Annotated in this window: 14 protein-coding genes; 9 read left to right on the top strand and 5 right to left on the bottom strand. The window is 43.2% G+C overall.

Features of this window, described 5'->3' with window-relative positions:
* Positions 1–140: 140 nt before the first annotated feature.
* From ACFQZI_RS07905 to msrB, 3 genes are all read left to right on the top strand, one after another.
* Entirely contained in the window at positions 141–2,486 is a 2,346-nt protein-coding gene (locus ACFQZI_RS07905) for a penicillin-binding protein 1A (protein WP_377140761.1), read from the top strand.
* A gap of 69 nt (positions 2,487–2,555) precedes the next feature.
* Positions 2,556–5,780: a tolB protein precursor gene (locus ACFQZI_RS07900; protein WP_377140759.1), complete on the top strand. Its 3,225-nt coding sequence runs from the start codon at positions 2,556–2,558 to the stop codon at positions 5,778–5,780.
* Positions 5,781–5,945: 165 nt separating this feature from the next.
* Positions 5,946–6,434, top strand: a complete 489-nt coding sequence (gene msrB / locus ACFQZI_RS07895; protein ID WP_377140757.1) for a peptide-methionine (R)-S-oxide reductase MsrB — start codon at positions 5,946–5,948, stop codon at positions 6,432–6,434.
* On the opposite strand, the gene ACFQZI_RS07890 is transcribed toward msrB, so the two are convergent.
* Entirely contained in the window at positions 6,424–6,729 is a 306-nt protein-coding gene (locus tag ACFQZI_RS07890; protein ID WP_377140754.1) for a GIY-YIG nuclease family protein, read from the bottom strand. The two genes, msrB and ACFQZI_RS07890, sit on opposite strands and share 11 nt — an antisense overlap.
* A 142-nt stretch (positions 6,730–6,871) precedes the next feature.
* On the opposite strand from ACFQZI_RS07890, the gene ACFQZI_RS07885 reads away from it, so the two are divergent.
* The 6 genes from ACFQZI_RS07885 (at position 6,872) to ACFQZI_RS07860 (ending at position 11,410) form a co-directional block, all read left to right on the top strand.
* Entirely contained in the window at positions 6,872–7,651 is a 780-nt protein-coding gene (locus ACFQZI_RS07885) for an XRE family transcriptional regulator (protein ID WP_377140751.1), read from the top strand.
* A gap of 121 nt (positions 7,652–7,772) precedes the next feature.
* Entirely contained in the window at positions 7,773–8,132 is a 360-nt protein-coding gene (locus ACFQZI_RS07880) for a periplasmic heavy metal sensor (protein ID WP_377140748.1), read from the top strand.
* A gap of 64 nt (positions 8,133–8,196) precedes the next feature.
* Positions 8,197–9,324 (top strand): aminotransferase class I/II-fold pyridoxal phosphate-dependent enzyme, encoded by a 1,128-nt coding sequence (locus ACFQZI_RS07875; RefSeq protein ID WP_377140746.1) that lies wholly within the window; start codon positions 8,197–8,199, stop codon positions 9,322–9,324.
* Positions 9,317–9,928: a dethiobiotin synthase gene (gene bioD / locus ACFQZI_RS07870; protein ID WP_377140743.1), complete on the top strand. Its 612-nt coding sequence runs from the start codon at positions 9,317–9,319 to the stop codon at positions 9,926–9,928. Before ACFQZI_RS07875 ends, bioD begins: the two co-directional genes overlap by 8 nt.
* Before the next feature lie 44 nt (positions 9,929–9,972).
* Positions 9,973–10,860 carry a 3-hydroxybutyryl-CoA dehydrogenase gene (locus ACFQZI_RS07865; protein WP_377140741.1) on the top strand — a complete coding sequence of 296 codons (888 nt, stop codon included), beginning with the start codon at positions 9,973–9,975 and terminating at the stop codon, positions 10,858–10,860.
* Positions 10,861–10,954: 94 nt separating this feature from the next.
* Positions 10,955–11,410 carry an SRPBCC family protein gene (locus ACFQZI_RS07860; protein ID WP_377140738.1) on the top strand — a complete coding sequence of 152 codons (456 nt, stop codon included), beginning with the start codon at positions 10,955–10,957 and terminating at the stop codon, positions 11,408–11,410.
* Positions 11,411–11,556: 146 nt separating this feature from the next.
* On the opposite strand, the gene ACFQZI_RS07855 is transcribed toward ACFQZI_RS07860, so the two are convergent.
* From ACFQZI_RS07855 to ACFQZI_RS07840, 4 genes are all read right to left on the bottom strand, one after another.
* Positions 11,557–12,951 carry an arginine decarboxylase gene (locus tag ACFQZI_RS07855; protein WP_377140735.1) on the bottom strand — a complete coding sequence of 465 codons (1,395 nt, stop codon included), beginning with the start codon at positions 12,949–12,951 and terminating at the stop codon, positions 11,557–11,559.
* A 206-nt stretch (positions 12,952–13,157) separates the two neighbouring features.
* The gene (locus ACFQZI_RS07850) at positions 13,158–13,667 is read right to left on the bottom strand and encodes a protease (protein WP_377140732.1); all 510 of its coding nucleotides are present in this window, start codon (positions 13,665–13,667) and stop codon (positions 13,158–13,160) included.
* Between the two features lie 114 nt (positions 13,668–13,781).
* The gene (ctlX, locus tag ACFQZI_RS07845) at positions 13,782–14,705 is read right to left on the bottom strand and encodes a citrulline utilization hydrolase CtlX (RefSeq protein WP_377140729.1); all 924 of its coding nucleotides are present in this window, start codon (positions 14,703–14,705) and stop codon (positions 13,782–13,784) included.
* A gap of 99 nt (positions 14,706–14,804) precedes the next feature.
* Entirely contained in the window at positions 14,805–16,247 is a 1,443-nt protein-coding gene (locus tag ACFQZI_RS07840; protein ID WP_377140727.1) for an arginine deiminase family protein, read from the bottom strand.
* Positions 16,248–16,468: the final 221 nt, after the last annotated feature.

The following is a 16,468-nucleotide window of genomic DNA, read 5'->3' as shown; positions in this document are numbered from 1 at the left end:
GTATAATTTAAGCTACATCCCCACACAAAATATTTCTTTCCCTAAACATCTTAACTTAAAATTTACTTGTTAAAATTGCGTTGTTAACATTTGTGCGTGGCCCGCTATGATTTGGGCGCTTAATTTTACATCTTTACCCAATGTTCAGAGAGATAAAGAACCGTTACCTAAGATATTTCGCCATCTTTATATATGCTATAATTATTTTTTTCTGCGCCATAGAAATTAACTTCCTTTGGTTATTTGGCTATTCGCCCGATATGCAGGACATTAAACAACCTACCGTATCGGTAGCGTCAGAAGTTTATACCGCCGATGGAAAGTTAATTGGCCAGTTTTACAAAGAAAACCGTTCCCCAGTTGAATATAAAGCCATATCGCCTAACATTATCCACGCTTTGGTAGCTACCGAAGATGTGCGCTTTTACAAACATAACGGGGTAGACTTCCTGGGCTTTTTTGGCAGTTTGGTTTCTACTGCGAAAGGCGACCGCCGCGGCGGCAGTACCATAACGCAACAGTTAGCGAAAAATCTTTTTAACACCCGTAAACGTAAATCCCAGGGATTGGTAAGGTTTATTCCTGTGGTTAAAACCGTTGTTTTTAAATGTAAAGAATGGCTTACAGCCTATAAAATAGAGCACCAGTACAACAAGGAACAGATCCTGACCATGTACCTCAACACCGTTCCGTTTGGTAACAACTCTTTCGGTATAAAAACGGCTACATTAAAATACTTTAATAAAATGCCGGATGCTGTTAACGCCGCCGAAGCCGCAACGCTGATAGGTATGCTAAAGGCTACATCCACCTATAACCCTAAAACCAACCCCGGGCGTTCGCTCGAGCGCCGTAACGTGGTGCTTGGCCAGATGCTGAAGTACAACTATATTGATAAGGCTGCTTACACAGCCAATGTTGCCTTACCATTAAACCTCAACCTGAGTTACGTTGACCGCACCGGGCAGGGCGATTCTTACATTAGGCGCGCAGTTGAAAAATGGCTGGATAAATGGTGCAAGCAAAACGATTATGACCTTTACGAGGATGGTTTAAAAATTTACACCACCATAGATTCCAAACTGCAACAATACGCCGAAGAGGCCGTTGCAACCAAAATGAAGATGCTGCAAAAGCGTTTTAATAATTTATGGGGAAATAAGAACCCTTGGAGGGATAGCAAGGGTGTTGAAATAAAAGACTTTTTGCTAAAGGCCGAACAAAGGCTGCCCATATATAAATTGCTAAGTAAGAAATACAACGGCGACACCACTGAGATAAACAAGTACTTTGAGAAAAAGAAACGCATGAGCGTGTTTACCTGGAATGGAGATAAGGACACCACTTTTTCCAGTATCGACTCCATAAAATATTATACCAAAATTTTGAACACCGGCATGATGACCATGGAGCCATCAACCGGCAAAATTAAGGTTTGGGTAGGTGGCGTCGATCATAAGTACTTTAACTATGACCACGTAAACCAGGCAAAACGCCAGGCAGGTTCTACGTTTAAGCCTTTTGCCTATGTTACGGCTTTAGACAACGGCTTTACCCCTTGCGATAAGTTCACCGATAAACCGGTTACCATTAAGTTTAAGGACGAAGGCAAGGATGATGTATGGCAGCCAAACAATGCCGATTTCCACTTCTCGTACCGTGAAATGTCGCTGCGCTGGGCTATGGGTAAATCGGTAAACTCTATTACCGCGCAGGTAACCGAGCATGTAGGCTGGGATAAAATTGTAGAATACGCGCATAAAATAGGGATCGAAAGTCCGCTAAAATCTGTACCATCTGTATCATTGGGCTCTAACGATGTTTCGGTATATGAAATGGTGCGTGCATACAGTACCTTCCTTAACAAAGGCGAAAAGGTTGACCCCTTATTGGTAACTAAAATAACCGACCAAAAAGGTGACGTGATTGAAGAGTTTAAGCTGAAGGCCGAGCGCGTTTTAAGTGAAGAAACAGCATGGCTGATGCTTTATATGTTCCGCGGTGGTATAGAAGAACCGGGCGGTACTTCACAGGCATTGTGGGAGTACCCAAGCCTTTGGAAAAAGAATAACCAGATAGGCGGTAAAACGGGTACATCAAGCGATTATGTTGACGGCTGGTACATGGGTATCACCAAAGACCTGGTTACAGGCATTTGGGTTGGTGCGGATGACCGCAGCGTGCATTTCACCAGTTCGGAAACGGGCGAAGGTTCGCATACTGCGCTACCTATCTTTGGCGCATTTATGGAAAAAGTCTATGCAGACCCCAACTCAGGCTATACTTACGGGCCATTTCCCAAGCCATGGGTAAAGATCACCAAAGAGTATATGTGCCCCTCTCCGGTATATCGCGAGGATACCACAACTACAGATAGCCTCATGGAAATGCCGATGGACACAACATCTGCACCTGTAAGCAGCGAGCCGGCGCCGGAGGAAAAGAAGGAGGAAACCCCGGAGAATAAACCACCGGCTACAAAATAATTTAGGCAACCCCGCTTGTCTGGAGAACGTATTTAATATAAATTAGCAATATTGTATAAACCGCTATGTATGTATAAACGTTTCCCCTGCCATTTATCCATCAAGTACCCTTTTATATTATTTTGTATTGTATTTGCGCTAATGTTCGGCCAACAGGCTAAGGCCCAGTATTTTGGCCAAAATAAGGTGCGTTACAAAAACCTCAAGTTCAAGGTTTATAAGACCCCGCATTTCGAGATCTATTACTATCTTAAAAACGATAGCCTTATTAAACGCTTTGCGCAGGAAAGCGAACTGTGGTACACCTTGCACCAACAGGTTTTTCGCGATACATTTAACAGGCCGAACCCTATTATTCTTTACGCCAACCATCCCGATTTTCAGCAGACTACCGCCATTGACGGCGAGATCAGCGTAGGTACCGGCGGCATTACCGAAGGTTTAAAAAACCGTGTGGTAATGCCGGTAATGGAAACCAACCAAACCACCCGCCACGTATTGGGTCACGAGTTGGTTCATGCTTTTCAATACCATTTATTGCTTGGCCGCGATTCCTCCAGTTTCGAGAACATTGGCAATATACCGCTATGGATGGTTGAAGGTATGGCCGAATATCTCTCCCTGGGCAAAAAAGACGCATATACAGCCATGTGGATGCGCGATGCTTATCTTAACCATGATATTCCAACTATAAGAGATCTTACCCAAAGCAACAAGTATTTCCCTTACCGCTACGGCGAGGCCTTTTGGTCGTTCCTCGGCTCTACATACGGCGATACCATTATTGTGCCCTTCTTTAAAAACACCGCAAGGTTTGGTTTAGAGTACGGCATTCGCAGAACGTTAGGCTACGATGATAAAACACTATCGCGCCTGTGGCAAAACTCTATCGAAAACACTTACAAACCATTCCTTAAAGACACCGTACAAACCCCGGTAGGCAAAAGGATTGTTGATGCCAAAGTTGGAGGCGACTTAACGGTTGCACCATCAGTTAGCCCGGATGGCAGGTATGTGGCATTCCTATCTTCAAAGAGTTTATTTAGTATTGACCTTTACCTGGCTGATGCTAAGACAGGCAGGGTAATTAAACGGCTAACCAGTAAGGTATCAAACACACACATTGATGAATTTAACTTCATAGAATCGGCGGGCACCTGGTCGCCGGATAGCAGGAAGTTCGCCTTTAGCGTTTTTAGTAAGGGGCGCAACAGGATGCTGGTAGTTAGTGTTCCTGATGGAAAGATAGTAGAGGATGTAGCGATGGGAAAAGCCGAGCAATTCAGCAACCTTACGTGGTCGCCGGATGGAAGAAATGTTGCTTTCCAGGGCATGTCTGAAGGCCAGGGCGACCTGTACATGTACAATTTTGAATCAAAAAAGGTTATCCAGCTAACTAATGATAAATATTCAGATTATCAGCCAAACTTCTCAAAAGATAGCAAGCGTATCATATTTTCGAGCGACAGGGCCACTTATGACAAAAAACTATCGCAGGATATAACTTTTAACCTGGCCGAACTGGATATCACAACAGGCAAAATAACCGATATAAAGGTTTTTGACGGCGCAAACAACCTTAACCCGCAATACTCGTCGGATGGTAAACAGGTTTACTTCCTGTCTAACAAGGATGGTTTCCGTAATATGTACCGTTATACGTTTGCCAATGGTAAGGTAGAGCAAATGACTGATTTGTTTACAGGGATTTGTGGTATTACCGAATTTTCGCCGGCATTAAGTTTATCCGGGAATGACGATGTGATCTATTCTTATTATCGCGCGCAAAAGTATGCGATATATAACGCTAAAGTATCCGATTTTAAACCCGTTGTGGTTGATGCAGGTAGCACAAACTTTACAGCGGCAATGCTGCCGCCCCTGCGTGCTGTAGGCGTCGACCTGATCAATTACAACCTAAACAATTACCTTGCTTATAGTAAGATTCCATTAGATTCTATCCACGCGGTGCCTTATAAACCAAAATTTAAATTAGATGCTTTGGGCAGCACCGGTGTTGGAGTATCAGTTAGTTCGTTTGGAACAGGGTTGGCAAGTGGCGTGCAGGGAGTATTTAGCGATATTTTAGGCAGGAACCAGATCTATGCAGGTGTGGCCGTAAATGGCGAGATCTATGATTTCGGCGGGTCTGTACTGTACATTAACCAGCAAGGCCGCTGGAGTTTCGGCCTGGGTTTGTCGCATATCCCCTATCAGTCGGGCACCTATGGTTACAACTTTACCAACATAGATGTAAACGGAATATCAACACCTGTTTATGAGGAAAAAACTGACATCATCCGTACTTTTGAAGATCAATTGCAGGCCTTTGCCTCATATCCGTTATCACGTTCGCTCAGGGCAGAAATAGGTACATCGGCGTCCCGCTATTCGTACCGGGTCGACAGGTACAGTAGCTATTACTCTTACGCTAATGTGGCCGATGCAAATGGTAACGAGCAGCTGGTTATAGGGAACCTTCTCGATTATAAAAAGCACAAAATTTCTCGGGCGCAATTTCTTGCCGAGAATGGCATTGACCTGAAGCCTTTCAATATCTACGGCCTGAGCGCAGCTTTGGTTGGCGATGATTCTTACTTTGGTATTGCCGCTCCGTTGAACGGGCACCGTTTCCGTATAGAGGCAGAATATAATGTAGGTACATACAACTTCTTCTCTCCTACTATAGATCTGCGCAAATATGTGCGTGCTGCACCCATCACCTTCGCCGCGAGGCTTTATGGCTATGGCAGGTTTGGTAATAACGTGAGCGGTTTATACCCGTTATATGTGGGTTACCCGTTCCTGATCCGTGGGTACGAGGCGCAGACTTTCTATAATGCCAAATCGGCAAATAAAAATGGCTTTACCATAGATCAGCTTTCGGGCAGCCGCATTGCTGTAGCCAATTTCGAGGTGCGTTTACCATTTACCGGGCCGGAGAAACTGGCTATAATCAAATCAAAATTCCTTTACAGCGATCTTAACCTCTTCTTTGATGCCGGCTTAGCATGGAATAAAGGTAACGAGATCAGATTTCAGAAAGCGCCAGATGCAATTGGCCAAACACCGGTATTAGATAACAATGGCAACCCTGTGCTGGACGGTAACGGCAACCCGCAAACACAAACAACATACAATACTAACCAGCGTGTACCGGCACTTAGCGCGGGGATATCTTTAAGAGTAAATTTCTTCGGTGCTTTTGTGCTCGAGCCTTACTATGCAGTGCCGTTTAACCGAACCGATATTAAAAAGCCTGTCTTTGGGATAACCTTTGCACCGGGATGGTAATTATTTAGTTGGCAATTTTCAATTAGCAATAGGTAGTTTTCTGTCAATAGTTGAGTTATTATGTATCGATCGTCAATTGTAATGCTTAAACATACTTTTTGTTAACTCCATTGCTTACAGCGCACTGCAAACTGTACCGACATCTTATTCGTAAATTTAGGTATTATGAAAAGATCAATTTTAGCAATACTGATAGTTAGCATGTTAACATCTTTTGGATGCGATAACAGCAACGGGCAAAATAAAACGCAGCAGGAAAATAAGCCGATGGCTAAACCGGCATCTGAGTGGAAGAAAAAGCTTACGGCAAACCAGTACTACATTATGGTAAACCGTGGTACCGAACCGCCATTCCAAAACGCATATTACAATAATCACCAAAAGGGTGTTTACGTAAGCGCCGCAACAGGTGAGGTATTATTTAGTGCGGACGATAAATTTGAAAGCGGCACCGGCTGGCCAAGTTTTGTAAAAGCCGTTGACCCTACAAAAGTAGAAATTGTACACGACAGCAGCTTTGGCATAAGCCGCGACGAGGTAATAGAAAAAAGTACAGGCCTGCACCTTGGCCATGTATTTGATGACGGCCCTAAAAACAGGGGCGGCAAAAGATACTGCATGAACTCGGGCGCATTGGTATTTGTTAAAAAGTAACCGCCCTGCGTGTTGGTTGTATAGAAGGCCTGCCGTAAAAAGTAGGCCTTACTCTTACACCACTTTCATATTTTAAACCCGCCGTAAGGTCAACCCAATCCGGGTTTACAGGGCGTATCATCTTTTCTTTTTGAGGGCGTGTGTAAGTGCTTACCATTTTAAAACGTTCCATTGCCTGCTCTTCTGTATTAATTTCTTCAAAATAAACCAGGCGGTTTAATTGCTGCGCACTGTCAAAAAATAAGGTTGGCATCTCGCTGTAAAACTTAAGTGTTTTAAGTAGATCAGTGCACATGCCTACATGTAAATTTTTCCTGTTCCTGTCTGTTATTATATAAACGAACCTCTTCATTTGATAAAAAATTTTGCTGGTTTAAAAATAATTACTAATTTTATGAGCATAAAAATACTAACTATTTTAGCAATTCCAAATTTTTATGTCAAAAATTTCATCAAATATTAAATTCCTTCGCAAAAAGAAGGGCCTAACCCAACAGCAATTCGCCGACCAGGTAGGCATAAAACGTTCATTAGTAGGCGCATACGAGGAAGAAAGGGCCGAACCCAAGTACGAACTACTAAAACAATTAGCAATATTTTTTGACGTATCAATTGACGATTTTATTAACGAAACCATCGACGACAAGTGGGCTCCTAAACCAAAAGGCAACCCCGCAAACCTCAGGGTGCTAAGTATTTCGGTTGATAAGGAAGATAACGAGAACATCGAAATGGTGCCGCTAAAAGCAAGCGCGGGTTATTTAAATGGCTATGCCGACCCCGAATATGTAGGGCAATTACCAAAGCTTTACCTACCTATGTTTAAACAAGGCACCTACCGCGGTTTCGAGATAAAAGGCGACTCGATGCTGCCGTTGCAATCCGGTACTATTATAATAGGTGAATACCAGGAAAACTGGGCAGATGTTAAAGTTGGCGAAACTTATGTGATTATCTCTAAAAACGATGGTGTAGTTTACAAGCGTGCCGGCAATAAATATAAAGAAGGCCGCAACCTTAAGCTAATATCAGACAACCCCGTTTATGAGCCGTATGAAATAAGTGCTGATGATGTACTGGAAGTTTGGAAAGCTAAGGCTTATATATCTACGCACCTGCCTATGCCTACCCCCGAGCCTACTATGGAAAGCCTTACAAATATGATGGCACAGATGCAGCGCTCGATAGCTAATTTAAATAATAAGGACGTAAATTAATATACGGCAACATTTAAGTTACAATTAAGCAACAACGCATAACAATTAAGTTACATAGCATCAGGTTAAACTAATCACCCTTATCTTTATCTATAACATCAGTTAAACTAAAAAACAAGAGATGAAAAAGATTATGATGATCTGCTTATTCGTGTTAGGCGTATCGGCAGTAAGTTTTGCACAAGGTGGCGGTGGCCGCCAAATGCGCAGCCCCGAAGAAAGAGCTAAAATATTGAAAGAGACCCTTAAACTTTCTGACGACCAAACAGCCAAAGTAACTGCTATTTACGCGGCACAGGCAAAATCAATTGACAGCCTGCGTAACGCAGGTGGTGATATGCGCAGCCAAATGCGGCCTATGATGCAGGCTTCTATGGATAAGATCAAAGCTATTTTAACCCCTGAACAAGCAGCTACATGGCAAAAAGAAATGGATGAAAGACGCGCCCGCATGCAAAATGGCGGTGGCCAATCAAACTAATTTAATATTACAAATAAAAAGCGGCTATAGGCCGCTTTTTTTATTTTAGCAGAAATTTAATAGCGTGGCATCGGCAGAAAAATACATTCAAAGTAAACTTGATGAACGCGAAGCGCTGGGCAGTTACCGCAGTTTGCGCCCGCAAAGTGAGCTGATAGATTTTTGCTCTAACGATTATCTTGGCTTCGCCCGCTCCCCTGTTTTAAAAGCGGCTATACAGCAGGAAATAGATAACCACCCGTTAAGCCTGAATGGTTCTACAGGCTCGCGACTTATATCCGGCAATTTTAATTATACAGAAGAATTAGAAAAACAGATCGCCATATTTCATCAAAGCGAAGCCGGGTTATTGTTTAACTCGGGATATGATGCCAATGTGGGATTATTTTCGTCGCTTCCGCAAAAAGGCGATACCATTATTCATGATGAACTGATACATGCCTCTATTATTGACGGTGCCCGGTTAAGTCATGCCAACCGTTATACATTCCGCCATAACAGCCGGGAGAGCCTTGAGGCTAAGCTAAGGCAGGCTAAAGGCATTTGTTATGTAGTGATAGAAAGTGTGTACTCGATGGATGGAGATACCCCGCCAATAGCAGAAATCTTAAACCTTACTGAACAATACGGCGCGCATTTAATTGTAGATGAAGCGCACGCGGTTGGCCTTTATCCAACCGGCTTGGTTGCACAACTCGGGCTGGTAGAAAGAGTTTTTGCGCGGGTGGTAACCTTTGGCAAAGCGCTGGGCAGCCATGGGGCCATTGTATTAGGAAGTAATTTATTGCGCCAATACCTGATCAATTTTTCGCGGGCATTTATTTATACTACGGCAGCGCCTTTTCACCAGTTGGCATCGGTGAAGATGGCTTATCAGCTATTAGAAAAGTCGACGGCAGCAATAGATCTGCTGCATCAGAACATAGCGTTATTCAAAAAAAGTATCGAGCGTAACAATATTTACCCTTTATTGAAAAGCGACAGCGCCATACAATGCATCATTCTTGACAATAACGAAAAGGCTAAGCAGGCAGCGCAAACTTTACAAAGGGCAGGAATGGACGTGCGTGCTATACTTAGTCCCACAGTTGCAAAAGGTGCCGAACGCATCCGCATTTGCCTGCACGCTTATAATACGGCAGACGAAATAGACCTGCTTACATCAACCATTAATAACATCACCAATGCATAAACCATTATTTGTAACCGGTGTTGGCACCGACATTGGAAAAACCCTTGTCTCGGCTATACTGGTAGAGAAACTGAAATGCGATTACTGGAAACCGGTACAATCTGGAGACCTGGATAATAGTGATACCATGAAAGTGCAAAAATTAGTTACAAACACCCAAACAGTATTCCATTCCGAAGCATATCGCTTAACCCAACCTTACTCACCACATAAGTCAGCCGCGCTGGATGGTATTGAAATTAACGAACAAACCATCATCGCTCCAAAGACTTACAACCAACTACTCATAGAAGGTGCAGGCGGATTGATGGTTCCATTGAACGACCATTTCCTTGTTATCGACCTGATAAAACAACTGGATGCTGAGGTGATACTGGTATCGCAGAACTACCTCGGCAGTATCAACCACACGCTGCTATCCATCGAAGCGCTTAAGAGCCGCAGTATCACTATAAAAGGTATCATATTTAATGGCGACGAAAATACTTCGACCGAAGATTATATTATCAACTATACCGACGTAAAGCATCTTGGCCGCGTGCCCATACTCCCGGTTATAGACAAAAAGACAATTACTGATGCAGGTGAATATATTTCCTTGTAATTTGCAGCAAATTTCCACCCTGTGGGGATAAAACCAATTATACCATGAAAAATATTACAGTTATAGGCTCGGGCACTATGGGTAATGGCATTGCCCATACCTTCGCACAGAACGGGTTTAACGTTTCGCTGGTTGATATAAGCGACGCGGCCCTCCAAAAAGCTCTGCAAACCATAGCCGGCAACCTCGACCGCCAGATAAAAAAGGGCGCGATAGACGAGGCCGCGAAAACCACCACCCTTGGCAATATCAAAACTTACACCGATGTAACCGAGGGCGCTGCCCACGCCGACCTGGTTGTGGAAGCTGCTACCGAGAACCGCGAAATAAAATTAAAGCTGTTTAAGCAGCTAAGCGAGGTTTGCCAACCCGGGGTTATACTGGCATCAAATACATCATCCATATCTATTACCGAAATAGCATCGGCAACTGCCAACCCTGCCAATGTTATTGGTATGCACTTTATGAATCCCGTACCGATGATGAAACTGGTAGAGGTGATACGCGGCTATGCTACTACCGATGAGGTGACCAATACAATTATGGAACTTTCACGCCAATTAGGTAAAGACCCGGTTAAGGTGAATGATTATCCGGGCTTTGTTGCTAACCGGATACTGATGCCGATGATAAACGAGGCTATTTACACACTGTTTGAGGGCGTGGCCGGCGTACATGAGATTGACACCGTTATGAAATTGGGTATGGCCCACCCTATGGGCCCGCTGCAACTGGCCGATTTTATAGGCTTGGATGTCTGTCTGGCAATATTGAAAGTACTGCACAACGGCTTTGGTAACCCTAAATATGCACCATGCCCTTTATTGGTTAACATGGTTACGGCAGGCCACCTCGGCGTTAAAAGCGGCAGCGGGTTTTATAAATATACCGCAGGCAGCAAGGAATTAGTAGTTGCTGAGAAATTTGTATAGCACATTGTCATGGTTACCTCGTCGAACCATTGATAAATTATGTAAGAAACTATAAGAGTCTCGATATGCTCAGACTGACATTTATATTAAAATCATGAACAAGGAAGCTGTAAATTATCCTGATCACTTAAGCGTAACAACCAGCCGCGTATTCAACTATCCGCAAATGGACATATTTGATGCCTGGACCAACCCGAGGAAGTTAGCCAAGTGGTGGGGCCCAAATGGTTTTACCAATACTTTTAATGAACACGACCCAACACCCGGCGGCCGGTGGCGGTTTACCATGCATGGCCCGGATGGTACTAATTATAAAAATAAAGTTGATTACATAGAGGTAACGCCCGAAAAAATCGTGCTTGACCACATAAACTGGCCGCTATTTAGGCTTACGGCCACATTTGAGCCGATTGCAGGTAATCAAACTAAACTCACCTTTAAACAAGCTTTTGCCAATGCAGAGGATCTTGAAAAAGTAAAGCCGGTAGTAGTAACTGCTAACGAACAAAATCTGGATAGGTTGGGTGCGGTTTTGGCCGAGGAGCAATAATTCAGTATATACTCAATCTCATTATAAGCCTGTCTAACCATTATCGAAGCGTAGAGGTCTTCGACAAGCTCAGACTGACAAAAAAATCACATTAAAAAAGCACCACTAAATAGCGGTGCTTTTTTTGTTTCTGTAGGATTGTGATCTTAGGTAGTATAACCTAAAATCTTCAGTACCTGTTTACTGTTTTGCTCCTCGCCAAATACCTCAAAGTTGAACGTTTCATCGCGGTTACGGCGAATAATAACGTGTTTAGGTGATGGCAGCAAACAATGGTGAATTCCACCATATCCGCTCAATACTTCCTGGTATGCGCCGGTATTAAAGAAACCCATATATTGTACCTTACGCGTTTTAGGCATAAACACACTATTCATGTGGGCTTCCTGGTTGTAGTAATCCTGCCCGTCGCAGGTTATACCGCCAAGGTTAACACGCTCGTACTCGCTATCCCAGTTATTTATGGGCAATAGCACATATTTTTGGTTAAGCGCCCAAACATCCGGCAGATTGGTAATGAAAGATCCGTCGAGCATCAGCCACTTCTCGCGGTCGTTTTGTTGTTTACGGCCTAATACTTTGTACAATATGCCCGATGCTTCGGCTACGGTATATTTACCAAACTCGGTAATAATATCCGGTTCCATCGTATCGTGCTCGGCACAGATCTCTTTGATACGGCTCACGATCTCGTTGATCATGTATTCATAATCAAAATCAAACACCAACGAATCTTTAAATGGCATACCGCCGCCAATATCAAGGGTATCTAAAGCCGGGTTTATTTTTTTGAACTTACAGTAAAGTGTAACGTATTTCTCCAACTCGTTCCAGTAGTATGGCGTATCTGAAATACCCGAGTTGATGAAGAAATGTAACAGCTTAACATTAAAGTTAGGGTTGTTCTCTATTTTATTGTGATAAAAATCGATGATGTCCTCCATACGGATACCAAGGCGCGAGGTGTAAAATTGCGAGTCGGGTTGCTCCTCTGCCGCTATGCGGATACCCAGGTTGCATGGTGTATCCATTTCTACCTCGTCATCGTACAGGTTAAACTCCTCCTTGTTGTCCAACACCGGGATGATGTTGGTAAAACCATCGTGCAGCATATCAATAATGTACTGTTTATACTGGAAGGTTTTAAAACCATTACATATTACGGTTATGTCCTTGCTAACTGCGCCTTTCTTCTCCAGCGCGTCTATCATGGGCATATCAAAGGCTGATGATGTTTCGAGGTGGATCTCGTTCTTCAGCGCCTCTTCTACAATATGCTTAAAGTGCGAGCTTTTAGTGCAATAGCAATACTTATACGTACCGCGGTAATTATTTTTGATGATAGCCTGCTGAAAAAGCAGTTTAGCCTGTTGTATTTTCTTGCTGATGATGGGCAGATAGGTAAAACGCAGCGGGGTGCCGTACGTTTCTATCATTTCCATCAAATTAAGGTCATGGAAGTATAATTCATCCTCTATTATCTCGTAACCATCCTGTGGGAAACCAACGCTTAGGTCAAGAAATTCCTGGTAACTCTGCATTCTTTAAAATTTGGTGCAAATGTATATTTTAAACGGATGAATTTATTATTTGTTGGATGGAATTTTTATAGTACAAATGTAATTTGTTTAAAGGAGGAAATAACATGATACAGGACGACCAAAACAATTTGTTGGGATGGGCTTGCCGAACTGTTGGCGAATAGATTATCGCCAGTATCATTCGACAAGTTCATACCAACAATCCACTACCTAATGTAAACAAATGACACAGTATTTTTAACAGTTAACCCGCTTACGCCCGTACTATTGTAAGTAATGGTGTATTTAGCAGGTTTATCAATAGCATAGCCCTTTAAAAGATCGGCAGTTGCAGACAGGCTTTCATTAGCTTTAAGCGTGATGTAACTATCCCCCGGGGGTGGCATCATACGTTTTGCCATAGCGCCTTTGTAATTCACCTCTGTACCATTTTCGTCTTTTATATCCAGGTACTTACTCAGCAAAGGTTCAAACGGAGTATGCCATTTTAAAAAACGGGCAGTATCGGCTTTATTATTTTTCACGGTGAATTTCAATAATACAGAGTCGCCAATTTTGATCGTATCCCTGATAGACATTTCTGCTACAAGAGCTGTTGGCGTTATTGCGGTATCTGTTAAAGCTTTTGCGGAATCAATTGATGCTTTTTCGCCCGAACGAACGCCGCATGATGATAATGCCAAAAGGGCAATCGCTAATATTTGATAGTTTTTCATAATGGATATACGTTGCAACATTAACTAACGCGACAGGAAATTGTTGTTTTAATATGAATAAGAGGTACAACCTATATGATTTAATCAAATACTTGATGTTAACCACTCAACTCATTAATCATTAACCTTCAAATGCACCTCCGCCATCATACACCTTGCACTACCCCCACCATTAGATTCGATGGTGTTAATATCGAAATAAACCAGCTTACCAAACTTTTCTAATATGGTTTTCTGCTCGTCGATAAGTGAATCATTAGCTGTTTGCGACATTACTATTAGGGTGTCACCTGCGTTATTTTTCACCTCAAGCATATTGCCTGCAAAGTGGTTCATCTGGTCGAAAGAAATATTTATAACTTCCTTACCGGCAGATTTTAACGAATCAACAACCATCTCCTTTTCCTGCGTATTGGTGATACTATCTAAACAGATAACGGCGAACTTAGTCCCGATAGCCATCAGCACATTGGTATGGTAAATGGCTTGTCCGCTTTGGTCGAAGGCGCCAAATGTTACTGCTTTATAGCCGGTGTATTCGCAAAAGGCTTTTAGTACCTCTGCATTGGTGCGGGGAGAAAGGCAGGCGTAGGCTGTTTTGTTTACCCTATCCAGCACCATGCTTCCGGTACCTTCCAAGAATTGGTCTTTGGCTTCAAAACGGCTGAGGTCTACAACATGATTGGCCTTAAAGTTCTCTTCCAGTTGGCGGATGATATCTTCCCTCCTTTCCAACCTGCGGTTTTCTGCCTGCATTGGGTACAGGAAAATATCCCCGTTATCATGAAATGACACCCAGTTGTTAGGGAAGATAGAATCCGGTGTGTGCGGCTCATTGGTATCATTTACTACGGTAACATTCACGCCGTTATCGCGCAGCACATCCACAAAACCGTCAAACTCCTGCTGCGCTTTTTGCTGCACGGCCTGCTGGTCGGCATCCTGTTTCTGAAAGGCGTTGCTCCCGGCCGTTTGCGCGTTAAAGCCAAACGCCACCGGGCGTATCATTAATAGGTTATTGGTGCTTTGTTGGGTCATTGTCTGAACTCGGATTAAACGAATTATGTTAATTAACAGAATGCATTATGGGGTCGATTTTAGAATTCTAAAAAATTCATTAATTATATAAATTCAAGTTCAGACTCTGTCCCGTTTAAGCGGCATACTCATACAGTGGAAACCGCCGCGGGCGCGCGAAAGTTCGGCGCTTGGCATCAATATGAGGGTGTCTTTTATTTGTTGTGCATCAATTTCACCGGCTTCCATTTTGGGCAACAGATCGGTAACGTGAATCACATCAAAGCCGCTTTGCTTAAAGGCCTCTACGGTTTTATCGTTACGGTCATAGCCCACCACCACCCCATCTTTCAGGGCCAGCAGGTTACAGCTATCTGTCCATTGCTCGCGGGCATCAAACGGAAACTCGTCGTTACCGGAATAAATAAATTGAGTAGGCTCGGTACACTCCAGGTCCTTCTGGCTAATGTTATCCAGCAGGTCTTCCAGCGTGTTAAACGTTTTGGGCTTTTTACCTTTTCTGAACTGTACTATCTCGGGCTTGTCCTTGTTTTTTTTATCTGCAAACCAGGCGATGGGTTCACTTTGCGACTGCTCACTTTCGGTAATGGTTAAGGATCGCAGCAACACCCACACGTTACGTTTCACTTGCGTAAACACCGTATCTATGTGCATGTAATCGCGCTTATGGGGAATTTTCACAATGGTGATCTTGCTCACCACATCGGCCTCGAACAGCAGTTTGATAGCCTCGTTAGCTCCGCTGATGGATGTCCGCTCGCTGCAACCTATTATTAAATGCTGCGGACTAACCATCATCACATCACCGCCCTCTATGGTGGTTTTTTCCTCGTTAGCCTCTCCCGGCCGCAAAAAGTGCTGCTTGTTTTCCGGTATCTCTATAATTTTATCCCGGTACGCAGCAAACAAAGGATGGTTGAAAAAGATATAGCGCATCAGCAAGGTCTCGCGCGAACGGGCCTTTTTGGCCGGTTTATTCAACAGGATGTGATTATTAATAGCAATCCCAAGATCGCGGGAAAAGATCAGGTTAGGGATCGGCGCGAAGATCATGGTATCATCCGTTAACGAGCCGGAGATGAAGATCTTGGCCAGCTCTACCGGGTCGGTATCTATCAGTTGGAGTTGCAATTTGTAATTACAGCTTTCAATAGCGCATACGGCAGCTACCAGTTTTTTTCGTATATCGGTTTGCTGCAAAATATCGCTCAACAGCGTTTGTATTTCAATAACCCTGGTAGAGTTATGGAAGGCGGCATTATCCGGCTTAAAAAAATCGCGATTAGCGGTATCGCTGTCTATATTCGCAAGTTTGCCTTTTATCTTAGCCGGATCAAGAAAGTACATCAGTAGCTTAATGTAGTAATCGTATTCCTTGCGTCGCATGGTATCCAGGTGCACAATGTCTTCAAAAAGCCAATCTTGCGCCTTGGAGGGCACAACTTTGCCCAAACCGCTATCGGGGCTATGCACCAAAAGCGAACGCAAGGTGCCAATTTCAGATGTTACATCTATCTTAAAATCCTGATCATTAAGTGTCATAAATGGTTATAAAGAAGAAACAAAGCTATTGTTTTTTGGCGTGGGTTCATAGCTGATTATTCACTGACCATGTATGCTCTTTATAGCATTAGAAGTTGCACAATCATAAAGTGTCCCACTATTTATGACACTACGCGGGACACTTATGCAAATATCTAACTATCAGATATTTATAATTTATTAAAATCCATCTTTTATTAAAGTTATACTTCTTAATATAT

The organism is Mucilaginibacter lutimaris, from assembly GCF_042676625.1.
GTDB classification, from domain to species: domain Bacteria; phylum Bacteroidota; class Bacteroidia; order Sphingobacteriales; family Sphingobacteriaceae; genus Mucilaginibacter; species Mucilaginibacter lutimaris.
This window is presented reverse-complemented; position numbering and strand designations above follow the sequence as displayed.

Bases quoted from the DNA above. Each gene is read 5' to 3' on its own strand.
- ACFQZI_RS07885 (WP_377140751.1), top strand. From the start codon at position 6,872: ATGTCAAAAATTTCATCAAATATTAAATTCCTTCGCAAAAAGAAGGGC.
- msrB (WP_377140757.1), top strand. From the start codon at position 5,946: ATGAAAAGATCAATTTTAGCAATACTGATAGTTAGCATGTTAACATCT.
- ACFQZI_RS07840 (WP_377140727.1), bottom strand. From the start codon at position 16,247: ATGACACTTAATGATCAGGATTTTAAGATAGATGTAACATCTGAAATT.
- ACFQZI_RS07865 (WP_377140741.1), top strand. From the start codon at position 9,973: ATGAAAAATATTACAGTTATAGGCTCGGGCACTATGGGTAATGGCATT.
- ACFQZI_RS07855 (WP_377140735.1), bottom strand. From the start codon at position 12,951: ATGCAGAGTTACCAGGAATTTCTTGACCTAAGCGTTGGTTTCCCACAG.
- ACFQZI_RS07860 (WP_377140738.1), top strand. From the start codon at position 10,955: ATGAACAAGGAAGCTGTAAATTATCCTGATCACTTAAGCGTAACAACC.
- ctlX (WP_377140729.1), bottom strand. From the start codon at position 14,705: ATGACCCAACAAAGCACCAATAACCTATTAATGATACGCCCGGTGGCG.
- ACFQZI_RS07850 (WP_377140732.1), bottom strand. From the start codon at position 13,667: ATGAAAAACTATCAAATATTAGCGATTGCCCTTTTGGCATTATCATCA.
- bioD (WP_377140743.1), top strand. From the start codon at position 9,317: ATGCATAAACCATTATTTGTAACCGGTGTTGGCACCGACATTGGAAAA.
- ACFQZI_RS07880 (WP_377140748.1), top strand. From the start codon at position 7,773: ATGAAAAAGATTATGATGATCTGCTTATTCGTGTTAGGCGTATCGGCA.
- ACFQZI_RS07890 (WP_377140754.1), bottom strand. From the start codon at position 6,729: ATGTGCACTGATCTACTTAAAACACTTAAGTTTTACAGCGAGATGCCA.
- ACFQZI_RS07900 (WP_377140759.1), top strand. From the start codon at position 2,556: ATGTATAAACGTTTCCCCTGCCATTTATCCATCAAGTACCCTTTTATA.
- ACFQZI_RS07905 (WP_377140761.1), top strand. From the start codon at position 141: ATGTTCAGAGAGATAAAGAACCGTTACCTAAGATATTTCGCCATCTTT.